Origin of the sequence: Streptomyces sp. NPDC026673, assembly GCF_040638135.1 — a bacterium.
Classification (GTDB): domain Bacteria; phylum Actinomycetota; class Actinomycetes; order Streptomycetales; family Streptomycetaceae; genus Actinacidiphila.
In genome coordinates, this window is the sequence record NZ_JBEZXR010000022.1 from 15035 (window position 1) to 37243 (window position 22209).

21 protein-coding genes and 3 tRNA genes are annotated in these 22209 nt (G+C 72.9%); 13 read left to right on the plus strand and 11 right to left on the minus strand.

Annotated features, from left to right (window positions below):
• The 4 genes from AB0F62_RS17325 to AB0F62_RS17340 all read right to left on the minus strand — a co-directional run bounded on the left by AB0F62_RS17325 (position 1) and on the right by AB0F62_RS17340 (position 4348).
• Positions 1 to 342 (minus strand): PIN domain-containing protein, encoded by a 342-nt coding sequence (locus AB0F62_RS17325; protein ID WP_361798851.1) that lies wholly within the window; start codon positions 340 to 342, stop codon positions 1 to 3.
• A 58-nt stretch (positions 343 to 400) separates the two neighbouring features.
• On the minus strand, positions 401 to 619 hold the full coding sequence (locus AB0F62_RS17330; RefSeq protein ID WP_361798854.1) for a type II toxin-antitoxin system VapB family antitoxin: 219 nt from the start codon (positions 617 to 619) through the stop codon (positions 401 to 403).
• Between the two features lie 51 nt (positions 620 to 670).
• A complete protein-coding gene (locus AB0F62_RS17335) occupies positions 671 to 2788 on the minus strand; it encodes a molybdopterin oxidoreductase family protein (protein ID WP_361798857.1) in 2118 nt (705 codons plus the stop codon).
• An 870-nt stretch (positions 2789 to 3658) separates the two neighbouring features.
• On the minus strand, positions 3659 to 4348 hold the full coding sequence (locus AB0F62_RS17340; protein WP_361799116.1) for an ElyC/SanA/YdcF family protein: 690 nt from the start codon (positions 4346 to 4348) through the stop codon (positions 3659 to 3661).
• A gap of 62 nt (positions 4349 to 4410) precedes the next feature.
• Between AB0F62_RS17340 and AB0F62_RS17345 the strand changes: the two genes are divergently transcribed.
• The 7 genes from AB0F62_RS17345 to AB0F62_RS17375 all read left to right on the plus strand — a co-directional run bounded on the left by AB0F62_RS17345 (position 4411) and on the right by AB0F62_RS17375 (position 12432).
• On the plus strand, positions 4411 to 4833 hold the full coding sequence (locus tag AB0F62_RS17345; RefSeq protein ID WP_361798860.1) for a gamma-glutamylcyclotransferase family protein: 423 nt from the start codon (positions 4411 to 4413) through the stop codon (positions 4831 to 4833).
• A 100-nt stretch (positions 4834 to 4933) separates the two neighbouring features.
• Positions 4934 to 5812 (plus strand): sirohydrochlorin chelatase, encoded by an 879-nt coding sequence (locus tag AB0F62_RS17350; RefSeq protein WP_361798863.1) that lies wholly within the window; start codon positions 4934 to 4936, stop codon positions 5810 to 5812.
• 36 nt (positions 5813 to 5848) lie between these two features.
• Positions 5849 to 7156, plus strand: a complete 1308-nt coding sequence (locus AB0F62_RS17355; protein WP_361798866.1) for a deoxyguanosinetriphosphate triphosphohydrolase — start codon at positions 5849 to 5851, stop codon at positions 7154 to 7156.
• 160 nt (positions 7157 to 7316) lie between these two features.
• Positions 7317 to 8579, plus strand: a complete 1263-nt coding sequence (locus AB0F62_RS17360) for an FAD-dependent oxidoreductase (protein WP_361798869.1) — start codon at positions 7317 to 7319, stop codon at positions 8577 to 8579.
• A gap of 30 nt (positions 8580 to 8609) precedes the next feature.
• Positions 8610 to 9059 carry a GNAT family N-acetyltransferase gene (locus tag AB0F62_RS17365; protein WP_361798872.1) on the plus strand — a complete coding sequence of 150 codons (450 nt, stop codon included), beginning with the start codon at positions 8610 to 8612 and terminating at the stop codon, positions 9057 to 9059.
• Positions 9060 to 9090: 31 nt separating this feature from the next.
• Complete coding sequence (gene dnaG, locus AB0F62_RS17370; protein ID WP_361798875.1) at positions 9091 to 10998, plus strand: DNA primase; 1908 nt, start codon at positions 9091 to 9093, stop codon at positions 10996 to 10998.
• 141 nt (positions 10999 to 11139) lie between these two features.
• On the plus strand, positions 11140 to 12432 hold the full coding sequence (locus AB0F62_RS17375) for an RNA polymerase sigma factor (protein WP_361798878.1): 1293 nt from the start codon (positions 11140 to 11142) through the stop codon (positions 12430 to 12432).
• Between the two features lie 60 nt (positions 12433 to 12492).
• On the opposite strand, the gene AB0F62_RS17380 is transcribed toward AB0F62_RS17375, so the two are convergent.
• The 4 genes from AB0F62_RS17380 to AB0F62_RS17395 form a co-directional block, all read right to left on the minus strand.
• A complete protein-coding gene (locus AB0F62_RS17380) occupies positions 12493 to 14448 on the minus strand; it encodes an ABC transporter ATP-binding protein (protein WP_361798881.1) in 1956 nt (651 codons plus the stop codon).
• Positions 14445 to 16193, minus strand: a complete 1749-nt coding sequence (locus tag AB0F62_RS17385; RefSeq protein WP_361798884.1) for an ABC transporter ATP-binding protein — start codon at positions 16191 to 16193, stop codon at positions 14445 to 14447. The genes AB0F62_RS17380 and AB0F62_RS17385 overlap by 4 nt, the downstream gene beginning before the upstream one ends.
• Before the next feature lie 89 nt (positions 16194 to 16282).
• Positions 16283 to 17737, minus strand: a complete 1455-nt coding sequence (locus tag AB0F62_RS17390; protein WP_361798887.1) for an FGGY family carbohydrate kinase — start codon at positions 17735 to 17737, stop codon at positions 16283 to 16285.
• 81 nt (positions 17738 to 17818) lie between these two features.
• Positions 17819 to 18118: a YtxH domain-containing protein gene (locus AB0F62_RS17395; RefSeq protein ID WP_361798890.1), complete on the minus strand. Its 300-nt coding sequence runs from the start codon at positions 18116 to 18118 to the stop codon at positions 17819 to 17821.
• A gap of 177 nt (positions 18119 to 18295) precedes the next feature.
• Between AB0F62_RS17395 and AB0F62_RS17400 the strand changes: the two genes are divergently transcribed.
• The 3 genes from AB0F62_RS17400 (at position 18296) to AB0F62_RS17410 (ending at position 18700) form a co-directional block, all read left to right on the plus strand.
• Positions 18296 to 18368 (plus strand) — tRNA-Asn (locus tag AB0F62_RS17400).
• Between the two features lie 14 nt (positions 18369 to 18382).
• A tRNA-Asn gene (locus tag AB0F62_RS17405) sits at positions 18383 to 18455 on the plus strand.
• Between the two features lie 168 nt (positions 18456 to 18623).
• A tRNA-Ile gene (locus AB0F62_RS17410) sits at positions 18624 to 18700 on the plus strand.
• 217 nt (positions 18701 to 18917) lie between these two features.
• Here the strand turns inward: AB0F62_RS17410 and AB0F62_RS17415 are convergent.
• A complete protein-coding gene (locus AB0F62_RS17415; RefSeq protein ID WP_361798893.1) occupies positions 18918 to 19100 on the minus strand; it encodes a hypothetical protein in 183 nt (60 codons plus the stop codon).
• Entirely contained in the window at positions 19097 to 19288 is a 192-nt protein-coding gene (locus tag AB0F62_RS17420; protein ID WP_361798896.1) for a hypothetical protein, read from the minus strand. The genes AB0F62_RS17415 and AB0F62_RS17420 overlap by 4 nt, the downstream gene beginning before the upstream one ends.
• Positions 19289 to 19445: 157 nt before the next feature.
• Between AB0F62_RS17420 and AB0F62_RS17425 the strand changes: the two genes are divergently transcribed.
• The 3 genes from AB0F62_RS17425 (at position 19446) to AB0F62_RS17435 (ending at position 21095) form a co-directional block, all read left to right on the plus strand.
• Positions 19446 to 19688: a winged helix-turn-helix domain-containing protein gene (locus AB0F62_RS17425; protein ID WP_361798899.1), complete on the plus strand. Its 243-nt coding sequence runs from the start codon at positions 19446 to 19448 to the stop codon at positions 19686 to 19688.
• Positions 19689 to 19731: 43 nt separating this feature from the next.
• The gene (locus AB0F62_RS17430; protein ID WP_361798902.1) at positions 19732 to 19926 is read left to right on the plus strand and encodes a hypothetical protein; all 195 of its coding nucleotides are present in this window, start codon (positions 19732 to 19734) and stop codon (positions 19924 to 19926) included.
• A gap of 557 nt (positions 19927 to 20483) precedes the next feature.
• Positions 20484 to 21095 (plus strand): FxLYD domain-containing protein, encoded by a 612-nt coding sequence (locus AB0F62_RS17435; protein ID WP_361798905.1) that lies wholly within the window; start codon positions 20484 to 20486, stop codon positions 21093 to 21095.
• A 260-nt stretch (positions 21096 to 21355) separates the two neighbouring features.
• On the opposite strand, the gene AB0F62_RS17440 is transcribed toward AB0F62_RS17435, so the two are convergent.
• A complete protein-coding gene (locus AB0F62_RS17440; RefSeq protein WP_361798912.1) occupies positions 21356 to 21826 on the minus strand; it encodes a hypothetical protein in 471 nt (156 codons plus the stop codon).
• Positions 21827 to 22209 lie beyond the last annotated feature (383 nt).

The window sequence follows — 22209 nt, forward strand, 5'->3', positions numbered from 1 at the left end:
CTACGGCCGGCCGACCCTGATCATCGCGATCCCGGGCCGGACCTTGGCCACCGAGGCGAAGTCCTGATCGGCGTGGATCAGGGTCAGGCCATGGGCCTCGGCGGTCAGCGCGATGAGGATGTCCGTGGGGGAAGGTCCCCTGTGGTGCCCGACGGAGATCAGGTCACGCTGCACGGCGTGGATCCGGCGCCAGGGATCGTCGAGCGCCGGGCACCAGCCGAACGTCCGGCGCGGTACGGCGAGAAACGGCTCGTACTCGCGATCGGAGCGCACACCGGTCATCAACTCCGCTTCGACCGGCGGGCACATGGCGACCAGCCCGCGGCCACATGCGTGGGCCACGGCTCGGGGACCCGCCGCCGCAGCAGGCGCCACACCGCCGACGTGTCGGCGAGGTAGCTCATCGGCCGCCGCGCTCCTGCTCCGCCAGGTAGTCGAAGTCCAGGACGTCCTCGGCGTGCTCCTGGAGCCAGGCGAGACCGCGCGCACGGTCATCGGCGCTTGTCCCGGCCGCTGTCGACAGGGCCAGGTTGATCGTCTCGCGCTTCGTCTTGGTGCCGAGTTGCCGCTGGGCGAAGGCGAGCATCGCGTCGTCCAGATCGACGACCGTGCGTGCCATGATCGCCTCCCGGTCGACATCAGCCAGGATGCGAGTATCTCAAGTGCGATATCAGGTGTCGCCCGTCTGCGGCTCCGCCCGCTCGACGCGGACCGCGCACACCTTGAACTCGGGCATCCGGGAGGTCGGGTCGAGCGCCGGGTTGGTGAGGGTGTTCGCGCGGCCCTCGCCCGCCCAGTGGAAGGGCATGAAGACCGTGTCCATGCGGATCGCGCGGTCCACCCGGGCCGGGGCCACCGCCCGGCCGCGGCGGGACGTCACCGCGACGGGGTCGCCCTCCGCGACGCCGATGCGCTCGGCCAGTCGAGGGTGGAGCTGTACGAAGGGTCCGGGCGCGGCGGCGTTCAGCTCCGCCACCCGCCGCGTCTGGGCGCCCGACTGGTACTGCGCCAGCACGCGGCCGGTCGTCAGGTACAGCGGGAACTCCCCGTCCGGTTCCTCGGCCGCTGGCCGGTGCAGCACCGGCACGAACCGGGCCCGGCCGTCCGGTGTCGCGAACCGGTCGAGGAACAGCCGGGGTGTGCCCGGGTGCGGGGTCGCGTCCGCGGCCGGGACGTCCGGGCACGGCCAGAACACCCCGTCCTCCGCCTCGATGCGACGGTAGGTGATCCCCGAGTAGTCCGCGGGTCCGCCCGCCGAAGCGCGGCGCAGTTCGCCGAAGACCTCCTCCGGGTCGGCGGGGAAGCCCTTCTCCCAGCCCAGCCGCGAGGCGAGCCGGTTCAGCACGTACAGGTCGCTGCGCACGCCCTCCGGCGCGTCCAGGGCCTTGCGCCGCAGCAGGACCCTGCCCTCCAGGTTCGTCGTCGTCCCGGTCTCCTCGGCCCACTGGGTGACCGGCAGCACCACGTCCGCCATCTCCGCCGTCTCCGAGAGCACCACGTCGCACACGGCGAGGAAGTCCAGGGCGGCGATGCGCTCCGTGACGTGCGCCGCCCGCGGTGCGGAGACCACCGGGTTGGAGCCCATCAGCAGCAGGCCCTTCACGTCTCGGCCCAGCGCGTCCAGCAGTTCGTAGGCGCTGCGCCCCGGCGCCGGCAGATCGTCCGGGTCGACGCCCCACACCCCGGCCACATGCGCGCGCGCCGCCGGGTCGTCGAGCCTGCGGTACCCGGGCAGCTGGTCGGCCTTCTGCCCGTGCTCCCGGCCGCCCTGGCCGTTGCCCTGCCCCGTCAGGCAGCCGTACCCCGACAGCGGCCGCCCCGCGCGGCCGGTCGCCAGGCACAGGTTGATCCACGCGCCGACCGTGTCCGTGCCCTTCGACTGCTGCTCCGGGCCGCGGGCGGTCAGCACCATGGCGTCCGGGACGCCGCAGAACATCTCCACCGCCTCGCGGAGCCTCGGCACCGGAACGCCGGTGATCCGCTCGACCAGTTCCGGCCAGTGCGCCATCGCCGCGGCGCGCGCCTCCGGCCAGCCGGTCGTCCGCTCCGCGACGAAGTCCTCGTCCACCCGGCCCTCCGCGACCACGAGGTGCAGCAGGCCCAGCGCGAGGGCGAGGTCGGTGCCGGGCCGCGGCTGCAGGTGCAGGTCGGCGTGTTCGGCGGTGCGTGTACGGCGCGGGTCCACGACGATCAGGCGGCCCCCGTTCTCCCTCAGCTCGGTGAAGTAGCGCAGTGCGGGCGGCATCGTCTCGGCCAGGTTCGAGCCGACCAGGATCACGCAGCCGGTCCGGGGGATGTCCGCCAGCGGGAACGGCAGCCCGCGGTCCAGGCCGAAGGCCTTGTTGTGGGCGGCCGCGGCGGAGGACATGCAGAAGCGGCCGTTGTAGTCGATCTGGGACGTCCGCAGCACGACCCGGGCGAACTTGCCGAGGGCGTACGCCTTCTCGTTGGTCAGGCCACCGCCGCCGAAGACGCCGACGGCGTCCGGGCCGTGGGCGGCCCGCACCCGGAGCAGGCCCTCCGCGATCCGGTCCAGGGCGTCCTCCCAGGGGGCCGGCTCCAGCCGCCCCGACGCGCGGTTCCTGACCAGGGGCCCGGTCAGCCGCGCCGCGGGCGCGAGCACGGCGGGGGCGGTGCGGCCCTTGCCGCACAGGGCGCCGCCGTTCACGGGGAAGTCGCGCTCCACCACGTCCGGGATGCGGCTGCCCCCGGCGGTGCGGCGGAGGCCCATTCCGCACTGCAGGGCGCAGTAGGGGCAGTGCGTGTCGACGGTTCCGCTGGCGCTCATGCCGTTCACGATGCGGGGGCGGTGTTTCGTGCCGGGCCCGCGGGGGTTACGCGGGGCGTACGGTGCGCTCCCTGCGGGGCTCGGCGGGGTGTGAGGGTGCGGCCCGGTGTTGTGTGCGGGTGCGTTGTGGTTGATGTTGGGGGTTTCCCCGCCCTCCCGCCCGATTGCCCGGCGCGGTCAGGCACCGCCTCGCGCGTGTGTGGGTGGGCCGGGTGCGGGGCCTCCGGGGCTGGCCATTCTGGACGCATATTTACGTGCATGGCGGGCGGTCCAAGTCAGTGCCGTCTGTGCCGCACACAAATACGCCCAGTGTCCAGAACGCCCACCCCTCCGACCCCGCCCCCTCCCTCTCGTAGCGCGCCTGATCCCCGGAGGGGGGTTCAGAAGCCGGTCCGGGGGCGCCGCAAGCACCCACCTCACCCCCACCGGGTCGGGTGCCCCATGCGGGCACCCCCTCCAGCGGTAGCTGGGGAAGGGCGGGGTGAGGAAGCGGTTCGGGGTCGGCGCAGGTGCCTTGCTGACCCTCCTCCGGCCGTCGTGCGCCCACACGACCGGAGGGGGTGTGGCGGGGTGCTCCCGTGGGGGTCCCCCCGGCCGAAGGTTGGGGGAGACGAGCGGCGGACCCGGCGCGGAATGACGTTGGCGTAAACCGCGAGCGTTGGTGGGGGTCCCCCCGGCCGGAGGCTGGGGGAGTGCGCCGGCGCGGCACCGACCCCAGGCACACGGTGCGCGGCCCGCACCGACCGCGCCGGATGGGGGTCCCCCCGGCCGAAGGCTGGGGGAGGGCGGGAGGGCGGGGGACCCCCCACATCAACCAAGACGCACCCGCACACGACAACCGGGCACCAGCAAACCGCACCCCGGCGAGGGTCAGCCCAGGGCGCGTTGGACGCCGGGCTCGTGAGGCCCCAGAAACCGCGGATCCGGGGTGAACGCGGCGTCGAACGCGGCCTTCACCGCGCCCGCGACCTCCCGGGTCCCCCCGTAGTACCAGGTCGCGTCGTGCCGCTCGTCGACCCCGATCCCGTACGCCTCGATCCCCGCCGCCCCGCACAGCGCCAGCGCGCGCCGTATGTGGAAGCCCTGGCTCACCAGCAGTGCCCGGTCCACGCCGAAGATCCGCTTGGCGCGGGCGCAGGAGTCCCACGTGTCGAAGCCGGCGTAGTCGAGGACGACCTTGTCCGGGGGCACCCCGTGCGCGGCGAGGTAGTCGCGCATCGCGGTCGGCTCGTCGTAGTCGGTGCGGCTGTTGTCGCCCGTGACGAGGACCGCCCGCACCTTGCCCGCCGTCCACAGGTCGGCGGCCGCGTCGAGGCGGTGGGCGAGGTAGGGCGAGGGCTCGCCGTTCCACAGGCCCGCGCCGAAGACGACCGCCACCGGCTCGGCGGGGGCGTCCGCCACCGTCCGTATCCGTCCGTTCGCGCTCACCTGGAGCCACGTCGCGGGCAGCAGCGCCAGCACGCACGCCGCCACGCCCGCCCACAGCAGGCGGCGCCTGCCGTGCCGTGACCGCGGGAGCCGCTTCACGGCCGCCCGCGCCAGGTGCCCCGCCCTCGACATCTTCCCGACCCGTTCCACGTCCGAGTCGACGTCGCGCACGTGTCTGCGGTTCCATGATGGTGATGCGAGACGACCACTCCCGCCTCCCGTTCTTCGTGTACGGGACCCTGCGGCCCGGCGAGATCAACCACTCCTGGCTGCTGCGCGGCCGGACGACGTCCGAGACGCCCGCGGTGCTGCACGGCGCGCTGCTCTTCGACGGCCCGGGCTATCCGTATGCCGTGGCCGACGAGCGGGGCCGGGTCCACGGCGATGTGATCCATCCGGTCGAGGACCTGTACCAGGAGGTGCTCGCGGACCTGGACCGCCTGGAGGAGTACAGCCCGGGCGCCGCGGGGAACCTGTACGTGCGCGTGGTCCGCGACGTGCGGACCTATTCCGGGAGGACGCTGCCCGCCTGGGTGTACCTGGCCGCGGCGGACCACGAGCGGGAGCTGCGCGAGAAGGGCCGCCCCATCGCGGGCGGCGACTGGAAACACCGCTGACGCCGCTCCTCACACCTGCGCGCACGGCGTGTGAAACGGCGGAAACCAGTCGTCATGTCCGTGCAACGGCCCGGCAACCCCCGCTCGCCACACTCGGTCCATGACGGCCAAGGAACCCGCGCCCCACGGCGTGCCCGGACCGGACCACTTCGACAGCACGGCGCAGCTCATGTCCCGGATCACCGCGCAGCTCAGCAGCCAGCTCTCCCGGGTGGCACTGCGCTCCGCGGCCCGCCGCCCGCCGGTCCTGGTCGCCGTCGCGCACGGCAGCCGCGACCCGGAGGCGCTGCGCACCGCGCACGCCCTGCTGGATCTGATCGGGGACCTGCGTCCGGGACTGTCCGTGCGGCTCGGCCACATCGAGCTCAACGAGCCCCTGCTGGACGACACCCTCGCCGCGCTGCGCGGGGACGCCGTCCTGGTACCCCTGATGCTGACCCGCGGTTACCACGTCAAGCAGGACATCCCGCGGGCCCTGGCCCGAGCCCCGCACCTGCGCGCGCGGATCGCGGCGCCGCTGGGCCCGCACCCGCTGCTCGCGGAGGCGCTGCACGCCCGTCTGGCCGAGGCAGGCTGGCGCGCGGGGTCCCCGCGCGTCGCCCGCGGCTCCGGGATCGTGCTGGCGGCCGCGGGCTCGCGCGACCCGCAGTCGGCCCGGGACACCGAGGCCACGGCGGCGCTGCTGCGGGCCCGGCTGGGCGGCGGCGTGCCCGTGGTGCCCGCGTACGCCTCGGGCGGCCCGGACGTCGCCGAGGCGGTGCGGCGGCTGGCGGCCCGCGGCCGGCACCGGGTCGCGGTCGCGTCCTGCTTCGCCGCGCCCGGCCGCTTCGCCGCCGCGACGGCCGCCGCCGCGCCGTGGGTCGCCGCCGCCCCGCTCGGCGCGCACCCGGCGATGGCGGCGCTGGTGCTGGAACGCTACGACCGGGCGTGGGCCGCCGCGCCGGCTTCCGGCGCCGCGACGGAGCTGGCCACCGCGTAGCCACCGGTATCCGGCCGTGCCCGATACCGTCGCGGTATGGACGTGAACCACCCGGCTGCGGCCGACTACGCCCCCTACAGCGAAGCCGACACCGAACGCTATGTGTCCGAGCCCGACAAGCGGCCCGGCCGCACGTCGTTCCAGCGGGACCGCGCCCGCATGCTGCACTCCGCGGGGCTGCGCAGGCTGGCCGGGAAGACGCAGGTGGTGGATCCGGTCGACGACGCCCGGGCGATCAACAGCAGTCCGCGGACCCGGCTGACGCACAGCCTGGAGTGCGCCCAGGTCGGCCGGGAGCTCGGCGCGGCGCTCGGCTGCGACCCGGACCTGGTGGAGACCGCCTGCCTGGCCCACGACATCGGCCATCCGCCCTTCGGCCACAACGGCGAGATGGTGCTCGCCGAGGTCGCGGCCGGCTGCGGGGGCTTCGAGGGCAACGCGCAGAGCCTGCGCATCCTGACCCGGCTGGAGCCGAAGCGTTTCGCCCACGCCGACGACGGCGCCCTCGTCAGCGTCGGTCTCAACCTCACCCGGGCGGCCCTGGACGCGGCGACGAAGTACCCGTGGCCGCGCGGCGGGCACCCCACCGATCCCACCAGCCCCAAGTTCGGCGTGTACGAGGACGACCTGCCGGTCTTCGAGTGGCTGCGCCGCACCGCCCCCGCCGACCGTCCGTACGTGCAGTGCTTCGAGGCGCAGGTCATGGACTGGGCCGACGACGTGGCCTACTCCGTCCACGACGTGGAGGACGGACTGCACGCCGGGCACCTGGACCCGGCCGTGCTGCTCGCCGAGCCCGAGCGGCGCGAGATCTTCGCGGTCGCCGCGGCCCGCTACGCACCCGGGGCGACCGAGGACGAGCTCGCCGAGGCGCTGGACCGGCTGCTCGACATGGAATGGTGGCCGCACGGCTTCGACGGCTCGGCCATCGCCCAGGCCCGGCTGAAGGACGCCACCTCGCAGCTCATCGGCCGCTTCTGCCTCGCCGCCGAGCGCGCCACCCGGGACGCGTACGGCACCGGCCGGCTCACCCGCTACCGTGCCGAGCTGGTCGTCCCGCGCGACCAGCGGCTGGAATGCGCCGTCCTCAAGGCGGTCGCCGACCGGTACGTCATGCAGCGCGAGGCGCAGGAGCGGCGCCGCGCCCAGCAGCGCGTGGTCATCGGGGAGCTCGCCGAGGCGCTGCTGACCCGGGCGCCGGAGGGGCTCGACCCGCAGTTCCGGGGGATCTTCGACGCGGCGAAGGACGACCGGGCGCGGCAGCGGGCCGTCGTCGACCAGATCGCCTCGCTCACCGACGCCGCCGCGACCGTCCTGCACGCCCGGCTCACCGCCCGTCGGTGAGCCCCCGGCGGGCCCCCGCCCGCCCCCGCGCGCCGCGCCGGGACGCGCCGCGGTCGGCGCGGCACTCTTCACGTCGGCCCTGCCGTGCGGGACGCTCACATGACTGGCAATTGCCAGAGGGAGGGCCGCGGGGCACCCGAGGAGACCAGGGAGGCGCACAGTGGTGGACGCAGACCACACATTCGTCATCGTCGGGGCCGGACTCGCCGGGGCGAAAGCGGCGGAGACGCTGCGCTCCGAGGGCTTCACGGGCCGCGTGATACTGATCGGGGACGAACGCGACCACCCCTACGAGCGACCCCCGCTGTCCAAGGGCTTCCTGCTCGGCAACGAGGAGCGCGACTCGGTCTTCGTCCACCCCGCCTCCTGGTACGCCGAGCACGACGTGGAGCTGCACCTCGGCCAGCCGGTCACCGGCCTGGACCGGGCGGGGAAGCGGATCACGCTGGGCGACGGGACCTCCATCCCGTACGACAGGCTCCTGCTGGCCACCGGTGCCGAGCCGCGCCGGCTGGACATCCCCGGCACCGACCTGGCCGGGGTGCACCACCTTCGCCGCCTCGCGCACGCCGAGCGGCTGAAGAACGTGCTGACCTCGCTCGGCCGCGAGAACGGCCACCTGGTCATCGCCGGCGCGGGCTGGATCGGCCTGGAGGTCGCGGCCGCCGCCCGCGGTTACGGCGTCGAGGTCACGGTCGTCGAGCCGCAGCCCTGCCCGCTGCACTCCGTCCTCGGCCCGGAGCTCGGCGAGGTCTTCGCCGACCTGCACCGCGAGCAGGGGGTGCGGTTCCACTTCGGCGCGCGGCTCACCGAGATCACCGGGCAGGACGGCATGGTGATGTCGGTGCTCACCGACGACGGCGAGGAGCACCCCGCCCACCATGTGCTCGCCGCGATCGGCGCGGCCCCGCGCACGGCGCTGGCCGAGGCCTCCGGTCTCACCCTCGCCGACGGCGCCGCGGGCGGCGGCATCGCCGTGGACGCCTCGCTGCGCACCTCCGACCCCGACATCTTCGCCGCCGGCGACGTCGCCAACGCCGAACATCCCCTGCTGGGCGGCAGGTTGCGGGTCGAGCACTGGGCCAACGCCCTCAACAGCGGTCCCGTGGCGGCGCGGGCGATGCTCGGCAATGACGTCGTGTACGACCGCGTCCCGTACTTCTTCACCGACCAGTACGACCTCGGCATGGAGTTCTCCGGGCACGCCGCCCCCGGCACCTACGACCAGGTGCTGGCCCGGGGGGACATGGGCAAGCGGCAGTTCATCGCCTTCTGGCTGCGCGAGGGCAGGGTGCTGGCCGGGATGAACGTCAACGTCTGGGACGTCACCGACACCGTCCAGAAGCTGATCCGGTCCGGCCGCCGGGTCGACACCGACGCGCTGGCCGACCCCACGGTGCCCCTGGCCTCCCTCCTGGAGTGAGCCCGCGGGCGGTCACCTAGCATGGCTGTCATGGAGCCCAGGACCGCCGTCGTACCCGTCGAGGAGATCTTCGAACTGCGCTGGAGGGTGCTGCGCCCCGGGCTCCCGCGGGAGTCGGCGATCTTCCTCGAGGACGGTCACCCGCTCGCCTTCCACATGGCGGCCTACGACGGCGACGGCGGCGACGAGGTCGTGGCGTGCGTCACACTCTTCCCCGAGCAGCTGCCCGGCGATGCCGCGATCGCCTACCGGATCCGCGGCATGGCCAGCGCCCCCGAGGTCCGCGGCCGCGGCTACGGCTCGGCGCTGCTGCACGCCGCCCTGGAGCAGGCCCGGCAGCGCGGGGCCGAGCTGGTGTGGTGCAACGGCCGCACCTCGGCGCGCGGCTTCTGGGAGGCGCAGGGCTTCACGCCGGTGGGGGAGGAGTTCGTGCTGGAGCCGGCCGGGCCGCACTTCCTCTTCGTCGCGAAGCTGGTCTGACCTTCCGCGGCCCGCGCCGTAGAATCCTTCCGTGGCAGGGCGGATCAGGGACGAGGACGTCAAGGCGGTGCGGGACGCGGTCCCGATCGACGCCGTCGTCTCGGAGTACCTGCAGCTCAGGAATGCGGGCGGCGGCAATCTGAAGGGCCTGTGCCCCTTCCACGACGAGAAGTCCCCCTCCTTCCACGTGAGCCCGAGCAAGGGGCTCTACCACTGCTTCGGCTGCCAGGAGGGCGGCGACACCCTCGACTTCGTGATGAAGGTCGACCATCTGTCGTTCTCCGAGGCGGTCGAACGGCTCGCCGCCGTGGCGGGCATCACACTGCGGTACGAGGAGGGCGGCTACACCCCCGGCCGCCAGCAGGGCGAGCGCATCCGCCTGATCGAGGCGCACAAGGTGGCGGCGCAGTTCTACGTCGAGCAGCTGGGCGGCGCCGAGGCCGAGATCGGCCGGAAGTTCCTCGCCGAGCGCGGCTTCGACCAGGCCGCCGCCGAGCACTTCGGCGTCGGCTACGCCCCGGCCGGCTGGGACCACCTCGTCCGCTTCCTGCGCGGCAAGGGCTTCACCGACCGCGAGCTGATCGTTTCCGGACTGGCCAGCGAGAGCCGTCGCGGCGGTGCCATCGACCGCTTCCGCGGCCGGCTGATCTGGCCCATCCGCGACATCACCGGCGAGGTGATCGGCTTCGGCGCGCGCAAGCTGCGCGAGGACGACCAGGGGCCGAAGTACCTCAACACCCCCGAGACGCCGATCTACAAGAAGTCCCAGGTCCTGTACGGCATCGACCTGGCGAAGAAGGAGATCGCCCGCACCAGCCGGGCCGTCGTCGTCGAGGGCTACACCGACGTCATGGCCTGCCACCTCGCGGGCGTGACCACCGCCATCGCGACCTGCGGCACCGCCTTCGGCGGCGATCACATCAAGATCCTCCGCCGGCTGCTGATGGACAACTCCAACGCCGAGGTCGTCTTCACCTTCGACGGCGACGAGGCCGGCCAGAAGGCGGCGCTGCGCGCCTTCGAGGACGACCAGAAGTTCGCCGCCGAGACCTCCATCGCCATCACGCCCGGCGGCATGGACCCCTGCGATCTGCGCCTCGCCGAGGGCGACGCCGCCGTGCAGCGGCTGGTCGACACCCGTACACCCCTGTTCGCCTTCGCGCTCCGGTCGGTCGTCGCCCGCTACAACCTCGACACCGCCGAGGGCCGCGCCTCCGCGCTGGAGGCGGGCGCGCCCATCGTCGCGGGCATCAAGAACGCCGCCATCCAGCACGAGTACGCCGTGCAGCTCGCGGGCATGCTGGGCATCCTCGACTCGCAGTTCGTGGTGCGCCGGGTCGGCCAGCTCGCCCGCTGGCAGCGCGAGCGCCGCCAGTCCGGCGGACCGGCGGGCCCGGGGCCCCGCAACGGCCCGCCGCCGGGGCATCAGGCGGCCCCCGCCGGCCCGCCCGCGCCGAGCGGCCCCCGGCTGGACCTGCGCAGCCCGGCGCACCGCGTCGAGCGCGAGCTGCTCAAGCTCGCCCTCCAGTACCCCGCGCTGGTCTCCCCTGCCTTCGACGCCTACGGGGAGGACGAGTTCACCGCTCCGCCGTACGTGGCGGTGCGCCGCGCCATCGCCGAGGCGGGCGGCGCGGAGGGCGCGGACGCGGAGTACCTCGCCCGCGTCCGCGACGTCGCGCCGGACGACACGGTCCGGGGCATGGTCACGGAACTCGCCGTCGAGGCGGTGATGCACAAGGCCCCCGACATCTACGCGGGCGAGGTCCTCGTCCGCGTCCGGCTGCTGGCGGTCGACCGCCGCGTCGCGGAGGTCCGGGCCTCCCTCGCCCGCCTCGGTCCGCGCGCCGACGAGGCCCAACTCGCCGCCGTCCAGGGCGAGCTGTGGGCGCTCCAGCAGTACGGCCAGCACCTGCGCGAACAGGGCGCCGCCGCGCTGTGAGCCGGCCGCGGGCGTCGTCCCGCCCCGTTCCGCAGCCGTAACGGCCCCGGCGGCGGGCGTGACGAGGGGGTTGCCCTCCGTCACAAAAAAGCGGCGCACGACCCTCGTGGGCACGGTGTGCCGTACGCCACACTGGGGGCGGTGCAAGAGTCCTCGGAGCGCGGACTGCCGAGCGGTGTCGAAGGTGACGCCACCGGAGTACCGCTGACGGCGAACTCCCGGACGGGCCGCGGCGAGGACGCCGCGACCGTTCCGCTCACGCGTGTCTCCGAGTCCGTGGCTGCGCTCACCGTGGAGGTCGCTCCCGTGCACATCCGGACCCTGACGCCCCCGGCCGCCGACCTGCTGGAGCGCGTGCCGGCGCAGAACCACACCGCCGTGCACCCCGAGGAGCCGGCGGCCGACCCCGGCGAGGCGGAGGCGCGGGCCCAGGCGGAGGCCGCCGCCGAGGCGGAGCCGGATCCCGACGCCGAGGCCGACGCCGAACCCGGCCCCGTACGGCAGTTGAGCGACGAGGTCGCCGGCCCCTCCGCAGACCTGTTCCGCCAGTATCTGCGCGAGATCGGCCGGATCCCGCTGCTGACCGCCGTGGAGGAGGTCGATCTCGCCCGCCGGGTCGAGGCCGGCCTCTTCGCCGAGGAGAAGCTCAACAGCGCCCCGGACCCGGACTCGCAGCTGGCCGTCGACCTCGACCGGCTGGTCGTCCTCGGCCGGGTGGCCAAGCGCCGCCTGATCGAGGCCAATCTGCGCCTCGTGGTCTCGGTCGCCAAGCGCTACGTGGGCCGCGGCCTGACCATGCTCGACCTGGTCCAGGAGGGCAACCTCGGGCTGATCCGCGCCGTGGAGAAGTTCGACTACGCCCGCGGCTACAAGTTCTCCACCTACGCGACCTGGTGGATCCGCCAGGCCATGAGCCGGGCGCTGGCCGACCAGGCCCGCACCATCAGGGTCCCGGTCCACGTCGTGGAGCTGATCAACCGGGTCGTCCGCGTCCAGCGCCGGCTGCTGCAGGAACGCGGCTACGAGCCCACCACCGAGGAGGTCGCCGCCCACCTGGAGATCCCCCCGGAGCGGGTGAGCGAGGTGCTGCGACTGGCCCAGGAACCGGTCAGCCTGCACGCCCCGGTGGGCGAGGAGGAGGACGTCGCCCTCGGCGACCTCATCGAGGACGGCGACGCCGCCTCGCCGGTGGAGTCCGCCGCCTTCCTGCTGCTGCGCGAGCACCTGGAGGCCGTGCTCTCCACCCTCGGCGAGCGGGAGCGCAAGGTCGTCCAGCTGCGGTACGGCCTGGTCGACGGCCGTCCGCGCACCCTGGAGGAGATCGGCCGGATCTTCGGCGTCACCCGCGAGCGCATCCGGCAGATCGAGTCCAAGACCCTCAACAAGCTGCGCGACCACGCCTTCGCCGACCAGTTGCGCGGCTACCTGGACTGAGGACGCGCGAGCCCCCGCCGGCCGGGCCGGCGGGGGCTGGTGCGGCGGTGGCACGGGCGATCAGTCGACCTCGGCCACGGCCTCCGCGAACTGCGCCGCGTACAGCCGGGCGTAGGCGCCGTCCTTGGCCAGCAGCTCCCCGTGGGTGCCCTGTTCGACGATGTCACCGCTCTCCATCACCAGGATGACGTCCGCGTCGCGGATCGTGGACAGCCGGTGCGCGATCACGAAGCTGGTCCGCCCGTGGCTGAGCTGCGCCATGGCCCGCTGGATCAGCACCTCGGTACGGGTGTCGACCGAGCTGGTGGCCTCGTCGAGGACGAGGATCACCGGGTCGGACAGGAACGCCCGCGCGATGGTGATCAGCTGCTTCTCGCCGGCGCTGACACCCGTGCCCTCGTCGTCGATGACGGTGTCGTACCCGTCCGGGAGGGTGCGGATGAAGCGGTCCGCGTGCGCGGCGCGCGCGGCTTCCTCGATCTGCTCGCGGGTGGCTCCCTCGGTGCCGTACGCGATGTTCTCCGCGATGGTGCCGCCGAACAGCCAGGTGTCCTGCAGCACCATGCCGATGCCGGAGCGCAGCTCCTGGCGGGGCATGGCGGCGATGTCGGCCCCGTCGAGGGTGATCCGCCCGCCGGTGACCTCGTAGAACCGCATGAGCAGATTGACCAGCGTGGTCTTGCCCGCGCCGGTCGGGCCGACGATGGCCACGGTGTGGCCCGGCTCGACGGTGAGCGACAGGTCCTCGATGAGGGGCTTGTCGGGGTCGTAGCGGAACGCCACGTCCTCGAAGCGGACCTCGCCGCGCCGGTCCTTGCTCAGCCCGAGCGTCTTCGGCTCGGGGCTCTGCTCCTCCGCGTCGAGGAGCTCGAAGACCCGCTCGGCGGATGCGACCCCGGACTGCACCAGGTTGGACATGCTCGCCACCTGGGTCAGCGGCTGGCTGAACTGCCGGGTGTACTGGATGAAGGCCTGGACGTCGCCGATCGACAGCGCGCCGCTCGCGACCCGCAGGCCGCCCACGACCGCGACCAGGATGTAGTTGATGTTGCCGATGAACATCATGGCGGGCTGGATGACGCCCGAGATGAACTGGGCCCGGAAGCCCGACTCGTAGAGCGCCTCGTTCTGCTCGCGGAAGGCCTCCGCGGACTCCTCCTGGCGGCCGAAGACCTTCACCAGGGTGTGCCCGGTGTACATCTCCTCGATGTGGGCGTTGAGTTTGCCGGTGGTCCGCCACTGCTGGACGAACTGCGGCTGGGCCCGCTTGCCCACCGCCGTGGCGACGAACACCGACAGCGGAACGGTGACCAGGGCGACCAGCGCCAGCAGCCAGGAGATCGAGAACATCATCACCAGCACGCCCACGATCGACAGCAGCGCGAAGATGATCTGCCCCATCGTCTGCTGCAGCGTCTGGCCGATGTTGTCGATGTCGTTGGTGGCCCGGCTCAGCACCTCGCCGCGCGCCTGCCGGTCGAAGTACGACAGCGGCAGCCGGGCCAGCTTCGCCTCGACGTCCTGGCGCAGCCGGAACACCGTGCGCTGGATGACCGTCGTGGCCAGCCGGCCCTGGACGACGGCGAAGACCGCCGCGGCCGCGTAGATCGCCAGGGCGGTGAGCAGCACGTGGCCGACGGCGTCGAAGTCGATGCCGGCGCCCGGGGTGAAGTCCGTGGACTGCAGCATGTCGGCCAGCGTGTCGCTGCCCTGCTCCCGCAGGTGCTCGATCGCCCCGGCCTTGTCGCTGCCCGCGGGCAGCGAGCGGCCGAGCACGCCGGCGAAGATCAGGTCGGTGGCCCGGCCCAGGATCCTCGGTCCGATGACGTTGAGGGCGACGCCCAGCACCGTGCACGCCAGGATGGCGTACACCAGCGTGCGTTCGGGACGCATCAGGCCCAGCAGCCGCTTGCCGGAACCCTTGAAGTCCATGGACCGCTCGGTGGGCTGGCCGCCCATGAACCGCATCGGTCCCGCCGCGGGCGCGGGCCCCCTCCGGGGCGCGGGGACGCTCATGCCGCCTCCTGCTCGGTGAGCTGGGAGAGCACGATCTCCCGGTACGTGGGATTGCCGTCCATCAGTTCGTGGTGGGTGCCGGTGCCCACCACATGGCCCTCGTCGAGGACCACGATCCGGTCGGCGTCGCGGATGGTGCTGACCCGCTGCGCGACGATGACGACCGTCGCTTCCGCCGTCTCCCGCGCCAGCGCCCGGCGCAGCGCGGCGTCGGTCGCGTAGTCCAGCGCGGAGAAGGAGTCGTCGAAGAGGTAGACGCTCGGCTTGCGCACCAGGGCCCGCGCGATGGCGAGGCGCTGGCGCTGGCCGCCGGAGACATTGGTGCCGCCCTGGGCGATCGGGGCGTCCAGCCCGGAGCCGGAGCCCTCCTCCGCGAGCCGCTCCACGAAGTCCCGGGCCTGCGCGATCTCCAGGGCGTGCCACAGCTCCTCGTCGGTGGCCTCCGGGTTGCCGTAGCGCAGGTTGGAGGCGACCGTACCGGTGAAGAGGTACGGCTTCTGCGGGACCAGGGCGACGATCTCGGCCAGCTGGGCCGCGTCGAGGTCTCGGACGTCGGTGCCGTCGATGAGGACCTGGCCGCCCGTGGCGTCGAAGAGCCGCGGCACGAGCCCGAGCAGGGTGGTCTTGCCGCTGCCGGTCGAGCCGATCACCGCCGTGGTCTCACCGGGCCGGGCGATCAGGTCGATGCCCCGCAGCACCTCGGCCTCGGCACCCGGGTACGCGAAGTCCGCGGCCCGCAGCTCCAGCTCGCCGCGTCGCACCGGCAGCCGCACCGGCTCGGCGGGCGGGACGACGCTGGGCGCGGTGCCGAGCACGTCCTCGATGCGCTCGGCGCACACCTCGGCGCGCGGCACCATCATCACCATGAAGGTCGCCATCATGATCGACATCAGGATCTGCATCAGATAGCTGATGAAGGCGGTCAGCGCGCCGATCCGCATGCCGCCGCTGTCGATCCGGTGGGCGCCGAACCACAGCACGGCCACGCTCGTGACGTTCACGACGGCCATCGCCACCGGGAACATCAGGGTCATCATCCGGCCCGCGCGCAGTGCGACGTCCGTCAGGTCGTCGTTGGCCTTGCGGAACCGCGCCTGCTCGAAGTCGTCCTTGACGAAGGCGCGGATGACCCGGATGCCGGTGATCTGCTCGCGCAGCACCCGGTTCACCGTGTCCAGCCGCTCCTGCATCGACCGGAACAACGGGCGCAGCGTGCGCACCAGCAGCAGCACCAGCACACCCAGCACCGGCACCACCGCCAGCAGCAGCGAGGAGAGCGGCACGTCCTGGCCGAGCGCCATGACGATCCCGCCGAAGCACATGATCGGCGCCGAGACCATCAGCGTGAAGGTCATCAGCACCAGCATCTGCACCTGCTGGACGTCATTGGTCGTACGGGTGATCAGCGACGGGGCGCCGAACTGTCCGACCTCGCGCGAGGAGAAGCGCTGCACCCGGTCGAAGACCGAGGCGCGGATGTCCCGGCCGACCGCCATCGAGGTGCGGGCCCCGTGGTAGACGGCGCCCACCGAGCAGGCGAGCTGGACCAGGGTGACGGCGAGCATGATGCCGCCGATCTCGAGGATGTAGCCCGTGTCCCCCTTCACGACACCGTTGTCGATGATGTCGGCGTTGAGGGTGGGCAGATAGAGCATGGCGAGGGTCGCCACGAACTGCAGCACCACGAGCACGGAGACGGCGCGCCGGTAGGGCCGGAGATGGGACCGGAGGAGTCGGATCAGCACGACGGACGACCCTATAGTCCGATGGTTGCCGTAGGCACACGGTTTACCGGGTCATGGCCGACACCGGGACCAACCCGGGGACACCCGGATCAGCCCGGGAACGCCCCCGGATGCGTCTGCTCACGCACCGTCACGTACTGCTGCCGCACCGAGTGCCCGATCGGCCCGTCGTCCGGGCCCGGTTCGACGACGGCGTAGTCCGCGGGGTGCCAGTACGGCGGCTCCTCCGGAGAGGCCGTGCCGTTCACCACGCCCAGCGACCACGCCGCCTGCCGGGCCGCGCCCAGCGCCGCGTACTCGCCCGGCGGCGGCACCACGATCTGCGCACCCAGCAGCGCCGGGGCCATCGACCGCACGGCGGGCAGATCGCCCGCCGGGCCCAGCAGGAAGATCCGTCGCACCTCCACCCCGCGTGCCCGCAGCACGTCCAGCGCGTCCGCCAGCCCGCAGAGCATCCCCTCGAAGGCCGCCCGCGCCAGATGCTCGGGCTTCATGCTCTCGCGGCGCAGTCCGGTCAGCGTCCCGGCGGTGTGCGGCAGGTCGGGGGTGCGCTCGCCCTCCAGATACGGCAGCAGCACCAGCCCGTACGCGCCCGGCGTCGAGCGCATCGCCAGCTCCGACAGCCCCTTCAGGTCCGTGCCGAGGAGTTCGGCGGTGCCGCGCAGCACGCGTACCGCGTTGCGGGTGTGCACCACGGGCAGATGGCGGCCGGTCGCGTCCGCGAAGGAGGTGATCATGCCCGTCGGGTCGCTCAGCGCGTGGTGGTGCACCGCGAAGACCGTTCCGGCCGCGCCGAGGGACACCACCGCGTCCCCCGGGCCGACGCCCAGTCCGAGCGCCGCCGCCATGTTGTCCCCGGTGCCGGCCGAGATCAGCAAGCCCTCCGGAGTCCGGCCGGCCGGCTCGGCGGGGGCCAGCACCTCGGGCAGCGCCACCGGGTGGCCGAGCGCCAGCTCCACGATGTCCGTGCGGTAGCGGCCGGTCGCCGCCGACCAGTAGCCCGTCCCCGAGGCGTCGCCCCGGTCCGTGGTGCGCCGCTGGGGGCGGCCCATGAGCTGCCACACCAGCCAGTCGTGCGGCAGCAGGACCGCGGCGGTGCGCTGTGCGGAGGCCGGTTCGTGCCGGGCCATCCAGCGCAGCTTCGCCACCGGGTACGCGGCCTGCGGCACCGCGCCGACGGCCTCGGCCCAGCCGCCGGGTCCGCCCAGCTCCTCGGTGAGATCGGCGGCCTGTATCTGCGCCCGCTTGTCGTTCCACAGCAGCGCGGGCCGCACCAGCGCCCCGCCCGCGTCCAGGGCCAGCATCCCGTGCTGCTGCCCGGAGACCCCGATGGCCTCCACGCCCTCGAGCATCCCGCTCTTGGCCGCCTCGCCCAGTGACAGCAGCCATGCCTCGGGGTCGATCTCGGTCAGCGCCGCGGAGCCCTCGCCGCCCGGCAGGGGGTGAGGGGCGTGCGCCTGCCGGAGTACGGCTCCGCTGTCCGTGTCGCACACGACCACCGTCGTGCCGGTGCCCGAGCTGTCGATCCCCGCCACAATCCCCATGGGCGCATCATGCCGTACCCGGCGCGTACGGCGGAAAACCGGTCACCCTCGCCCGCGTCCGCACGCGCCGGACCGGCACCGTCAGGTGTTGCTCGTGCCCCAGTCGTCCTCGACCGCCGAGCCGTTGCCGCGCACCCGGCGCAGCCGCTCCGCGACCGCCGGCGGCAACCGGTCCCCGACCTTCGCGGTCACCGCGTCCACGGCCTTCACGGCCGCGCCGCGCCCGGCCTGTCCCGCGCTCTCCACGGTGTTCCGCACCGCCGGGTTCTGGGCGATCCGCTGGGCGCTCTTGCGCAGCTGCTCGTAGCGGTCGCGGCCGGCCCGCGCCCCGAGCACGTACCCGACGGCGACCCCGCTGATGAACGTCAGCCGGTAGCGCATGGCTCCACCCTCTCCTCGTCTCGGGGCTGTGCTTCGCGCCTACCCGTCGTGGCCTGCGGACAACCACGGAGATACCGGTTGGCGGAGCACCCCCCACCTTGCGCTAATGTATGTGTCGCAGCGAGCGCACGCCGTCCGGGATGCCGGAAACGGGTGCATTCGGTGCAAGCGGAGCGATCCCCTGTAGCTCAATTGGCAGAGCAGCCGGCTGTTAACCGGCAGGTTACTGGTTCGAGTCCAGTCGGGGGAGCTCGCGCTCCTCTATCCCCTGTAGCTCAATTGGCAGAGCAGCCGGCTGTTAACCGGCAGGTTACTGGTTCGAGTCCAGTCGGGGGAGCAGCGCTCAAGGACCCCCTCGGGGGTCCTTTTTCGTGCCCCCGGGAACCGATCACCCGGCGATCTCAGTCCATGAGGTGGTGCGTCTGTGACCCGCGAGGGCGACAGATCGTATGAGCAGCTATGCTGCGGCAGACGGCGTGCACGGGATGGTGACGGCACGCCGTACGGGGCGGTAGCTCAGCCGGTTAGAGCAGCGGACTCATAATCCGTCGGTCGTGGGTTCGAGTCCCACCCGCCCCACCAAGGGCCGTGGGCCCGCAGGTTCGGGACCTGCAGCGAGATAACGAGCGAAGCCCCTCCGGGTCACCCGGAGGGGCTTTTCCGATCGTTAGCCGGCCCACCGCCGGCCCGAGTTGTCAACGATCGCGCCCGACTCACCCGCCTGGCTTCGAACGTGACGTGGCCCCGGGGGTGCGGTGCGGCCTCCCGTGTTGCTCGCCGTCGGAGACCGGCGGCAGCTCTACAGGGAGTACATGCGCGGCCGGGCCGGTCCCTCCCGGCGCCGGCACGCCCTGGTGTCGGCACACACGACGAGGATGGCGCCCGGCCCGGAGCCGGTCTCGACCATGTAGGAGACGCCGTCGGTGGTCTGCTTCTGGCAGCGGGCGCAGGTGCCCGTGACGCGCTCCTCGGCGGCGCTCATCGCTTGCCGGCCCGGGCGGTGGTGTACGCGGCCCACAGGGCGTCGGCGCAGCGGGTCTGCCGGGAGTCGCACGGCTGGCACTCCTTGAGGTGGTCCAGGTAGGCGCGGTGAGCGGTGTGGACAACCCCTTCAAGCCGTTGCAGTTGGGCGGCTACGCGCGGGGCGTGCTGGGCGGTACCGTGAGCCATGTCGACCCCTTCTCGGTCGGCCACGCCCTCGGGGCCGTTGACGCGGCCGCCGGGGGCTTTTCGTGTTCTCAACACTATGCCGGGTGGGCTAGGTGCGCTAGGTGAGACAGGCCCACTCGTATCGCCACGTGAGCCGGGCGCGCCTAGCGTCTCGATCATGGAGTGGAAGGCGGACATCCCGCGCTGGAAGCAGATGTACGAGGTGATCGAGGAGCGCATCGCCGATGGCACCTACGCGCCCGGCGGGCGTCTGCCGTCCGTCGTCGACCTGTGTGCCGAGTTCGGCGTTGCCCAGATGACCGCGCGCCGCGTCCTGCAGGAGCTGCGCGGTGCGGGCCTGGCGTACATGGAGCCCGGCATCGGCACGTCCGTCACGCCGCTACCCAAGCCGGAGGCCTGAGCCCCTCCCCAGCCGGGCGGCCAGGCGCTTATCGTGCTCACCCATGAAGATCATCCTGCGGGCCATCCTCGCCCTGGCTTTCACCGTGACCGGGGTCAGGTTCATCGTCGCGGCGACCACGGATCCTGACGGCATCGGCTTCGTCCGCATCGCAATCGGTGTCTGCGTGTTCTACGCCGCCTGGGCGATCGGACGACCCGCTCTCCGCTCCATATCCGTGCGGCGCGAGAAGGCCTGAGCCTGAACGCACGAAAGCGCCCCGCAGTCCCGAAGGGCAGCGGGGGCGCGTCGTGGTGGGGGCTCAGGCGATGCAGGCGCAGCCAGGAGCCGGCCCGCAGGATGGTCGGGGTGCCCGACGGGACGGTCCGGGCCCAGCGGAGTCGGAGCGTTCCGGCCGTGCCGCCGGTACGGACGACGCCGCGGGGCATTGCCGCGGCGCCGGTGGCCAGGAGTCCGATGCCGCTCGAGGTGGCCGCGTCCAGTCGGGACAGCTTGATGGAGCCGATGTCGTTGCCGTTGCCCGCGCTGATGCCGCCTTCGGTCCACGACGTGGTGGCGGCGGCCGGGGCGGACCCACCCAGGGTGATGTCCGCGTTGAGGTCGGTGTCCGCGTCGAGATAGGGGTCCATGGCGTACAAGGCGTTCGCGGTGACCGAGAGCGCAAGGTGGTCGTCGTCCCGTAGTGCGGTGGCGCTGGTGATTGATCACGGACCTGTCACGTCACGCCTGCAACAACGCGCTTGTCGTACTCATCTGACACGGTGTCCCGCACATGTACCGACTCAGGGGGACGCCATGTCTACGCCTCAGTACCCGCCGCCGCCGGGACCACCCGCGGGCCCGCCGCAGCCGCCGCCCGGGTGGCAGCAACCCGGATGGCAGCAACCGGGATGGGCAGGTCCGCCGCCGCAGCCGCGGAAGTCCAACGTCGGGAAGATCATCGGGTTCGGGTGTCTCGGCGTTTTCGTCCTCGCCGTCCTCGTCGTTTTCAGCGGCGTCGTCGGCGTCCTGGTCGGCAACGGCGGCGGCAGCGACCCGAAGCCCGGGGCCTCGAAGGACTCCGGCCGGCCCCCGACTGCCCCGTCGAAGTCGAAGGGCAGCGGCGACGACAAGGAGCAGGAGGAGGCCGGGCCGACCGGCGACGTGAAGATCGACGCGTGCACCGTCGACGACCTCATCAAGTGGCCGTCGGCCGAGCTCACCATCACCAACCGCAGCTCGAAGACGTCGAATTACGTGGTCCAGGTCGAGTTCGTGGACTCCAGCGGCACACGCATCAGCGAGGGCCTCGCCGCTACGAACAACCTTGAACCGGGCCGGAAGGCCAAGGAGACGGCGCAGGGCCTGAAGAAGGCCACGGGGAAGATCACGTGCCGGGTCACCGAGGTCACGCGCTACGCATCCTGACCGTCCGCAGACATGACGAAAGCGCCCCCGCCGTCCCGAAGGGCAGCGGGGGCGCTTTCCAGGAGGCGTCGGTCGACGTTGACCTTCCTGCGGACCGCACTGGCCCCGGCCCCCGCCGTGAACGGCAGGCGGCGGGCGGCGGGCGGCACGCGGAACGGCCTTGAGGCCGACGCGCGACCGGCCGGTGCCGGCTCGTCCGGTCATCGCGTGTGCCGGGCGGGCGCCGGTCGCCGAGGCGGCGGTGCGGGTTCCCGTCGCCTTCAGGACGACGCCCCCGCACCCTCCTCGATGAGTTCCTCGATGGCGTCATCGATGGCTTCGTCGAGCTGTTCCTTGGACAGGTAGCCGCAGGCCGCGTAGCCGGGTGCGGCATCGACGATGTCGGAGGGGCTGCGCAGTTCCTTCTCGATCCACTTCCGGCACTCGGGAGTGATGCTCGCCGCCACGCTGGGGGTGGGCAGCGCGCTCTCGAACGCCTCCTCGGCGGCCCTGGCGGCCTCGGGATCCTCCGGCCGCTCCGTGGTGGCCTCACCGGCCAGGTGCTCCAGGGTCTTGTCGTCCACGCCCGCGCAGGCTTCGGGGCGGGTGCCCTTGCCGTCTTCGGCGGTGGCGTCCTCGACCTGCCGGACGAGGGCGGCCTCGCAGGCGGCCGTGTCGGGTTCGCTGCCGCCGCAGGCGGTGATGGGCGCTGCGAGCAGCAGGACGGCGAGTACGGCGGTGCGCGTGCGCATGGTTCCCCCAGCGGCGTTGTGGCTGAGGGGGCATCATGTCCGGTTTCGACAACAGGTGTCTGCTGTACGACGGTTCCGTGACATGGGGGACCGCTGCCCGGTCGCTTGCGCTCACGTCCTGGAGCGCTGGGGCCCTTTGAAGTCCTCCCGCCGGCGATAGGAGTTGGGCACGGCGCGGTTCGACCTCGTCGTGCGCGTAGGCCGGGCCGGGACGGGGTTCCCGGCCGACGCCTCCGGGCGGCGTGCCGGAGGGACGGGACGGCCTCACCGGCCGAACGGGGCGAACCGGCGCCGCGGGTCCGCCGGGCTCCGACCGCGGGTCCGGACGCCCGGGGATTCCCCCCGGATGCGCCATCCGGGTGACTGTGGTGTGCTGGGACTGT

Excerpts from the sequence above, each read along its gene's own strand:
- AB0F62_RS17335 (WP_361798857.1), bottom strand. The coding sequence starts at position 2,788 with ATGAGCGCCAGCGGAACCGTCGACACGCACTGCCCCTACTGCGCCCTG.
- AB0F62_RS17415 (WP_361798893.1), bottom strand. The coding sequence starts at position 19,100 with ATGAGCGCCGCCGAGGAGCGCGTCACGGGCACCTGCGCCCGCTGCCAG.
- AB0F62_RS17330 (WP_361798854.1), bottom strand. The coding sequence starts at position 619 with ATGGCACGCACGGTCGTCGATCTGGACGACGCGATGCTCGCCTTCGCC.
- AB0F62_RS17365 (WP_361798872.1), top strand. The coding sequence starts at position 8,610 with ATGGAGCCCAGGACCGCCGTCGTACCCGTCGAGGAGATCTTCGAACTG.
- AB0F62_RS17380 (WP_361798881.1), bottom strand. The coding sequence starts at position 14,448 with ATGAGCGTCCCCGCGCCCCGGAGGGGGCCCGCGCCCGCGGCGGGACCG.
- AB0F62_RS17355 (WP_361798866.1), top strand. The coding sequence starts at position 5,849 with ATGGACGTGAACCACCCGGCTGCGGCCGACTACGCCCCCTACAGCGAA.
- AB0F62_RS17395 (WP_361798890.1), bottom strand. The coding sequence starts at position 18,118 with ATGCGCTACCGGCTGACGTTCATCAGCGGGGTCGCCGTCGGGTACGTG.
- AB0F62_RS17435 (WP_361798905.1), top strand. The coding sequence starts at position 20,484 with ATGTCTACGCCTCAGTACCCGCCGCCGCCGGGACCACCCGCGGGCCCG.
- AB0F62_RS17430 (WP_361798902.1), top strand. The coding sequence starts at position 19,732 with ATGAAGATCATCCTGCGGGCCATCCTCGCCCTGGCTTTCACCGTGACC.
- AB0F62_RS17440 (WP_361798912.1), bottom strand. The coding sequence starts at position 21,826 with ATGCGCACGCGCACCGCCGTACTCGCCGTCCTGCTGCTCGCAGCGCCC.
- AB0F62_RS17345 (WP_361798860.1), top strand. The coding sequence starts at position 4,411 with ATGCGAGACGACCACTCCCGCCTCCCGTTCTTCGTGTACGGGACCCTG.
- AB0F62_RS17390 (WP_361798887.1), bottom strand. The coding sequence starts at position 17,737 with ATGGGGATTGTGGCGGGGATCGACAGCTCGGGCACCGGCACGACGGTG.
- AB0F62_RS17340 (WP_361799116.1), bottom strand. The coding sequence starts at position 4,348 with ATGTCGAGGGCGGGGCACCTGGCGCGGGCGGCCGTGAAGCGGCTCCCG.
- AB0F62_RS17425 (WP_361798899.1), top strand. The coding sequence starts at position 19,446 with ATGGAGTGGAAGGCGGACATCCCGCGCTGGAAGCAGATGTACGAGGTG.
- AB0F62_RS17420 (WP_361798896.1), bottom strand. The coding sequence starts at position 19,288 with ATGGCTCACGGTACCGCCCAGCACGCCCCGCGCGTAGCCGCCCAACTG.
- AB0F62_RS17350 (WP_361798863.1), top strand. The coding sequence starts at position 4,934 with ATGACGGCCAAGGAACCCGCGCCCCACGGCGTGCCCGGACCGGACCAC.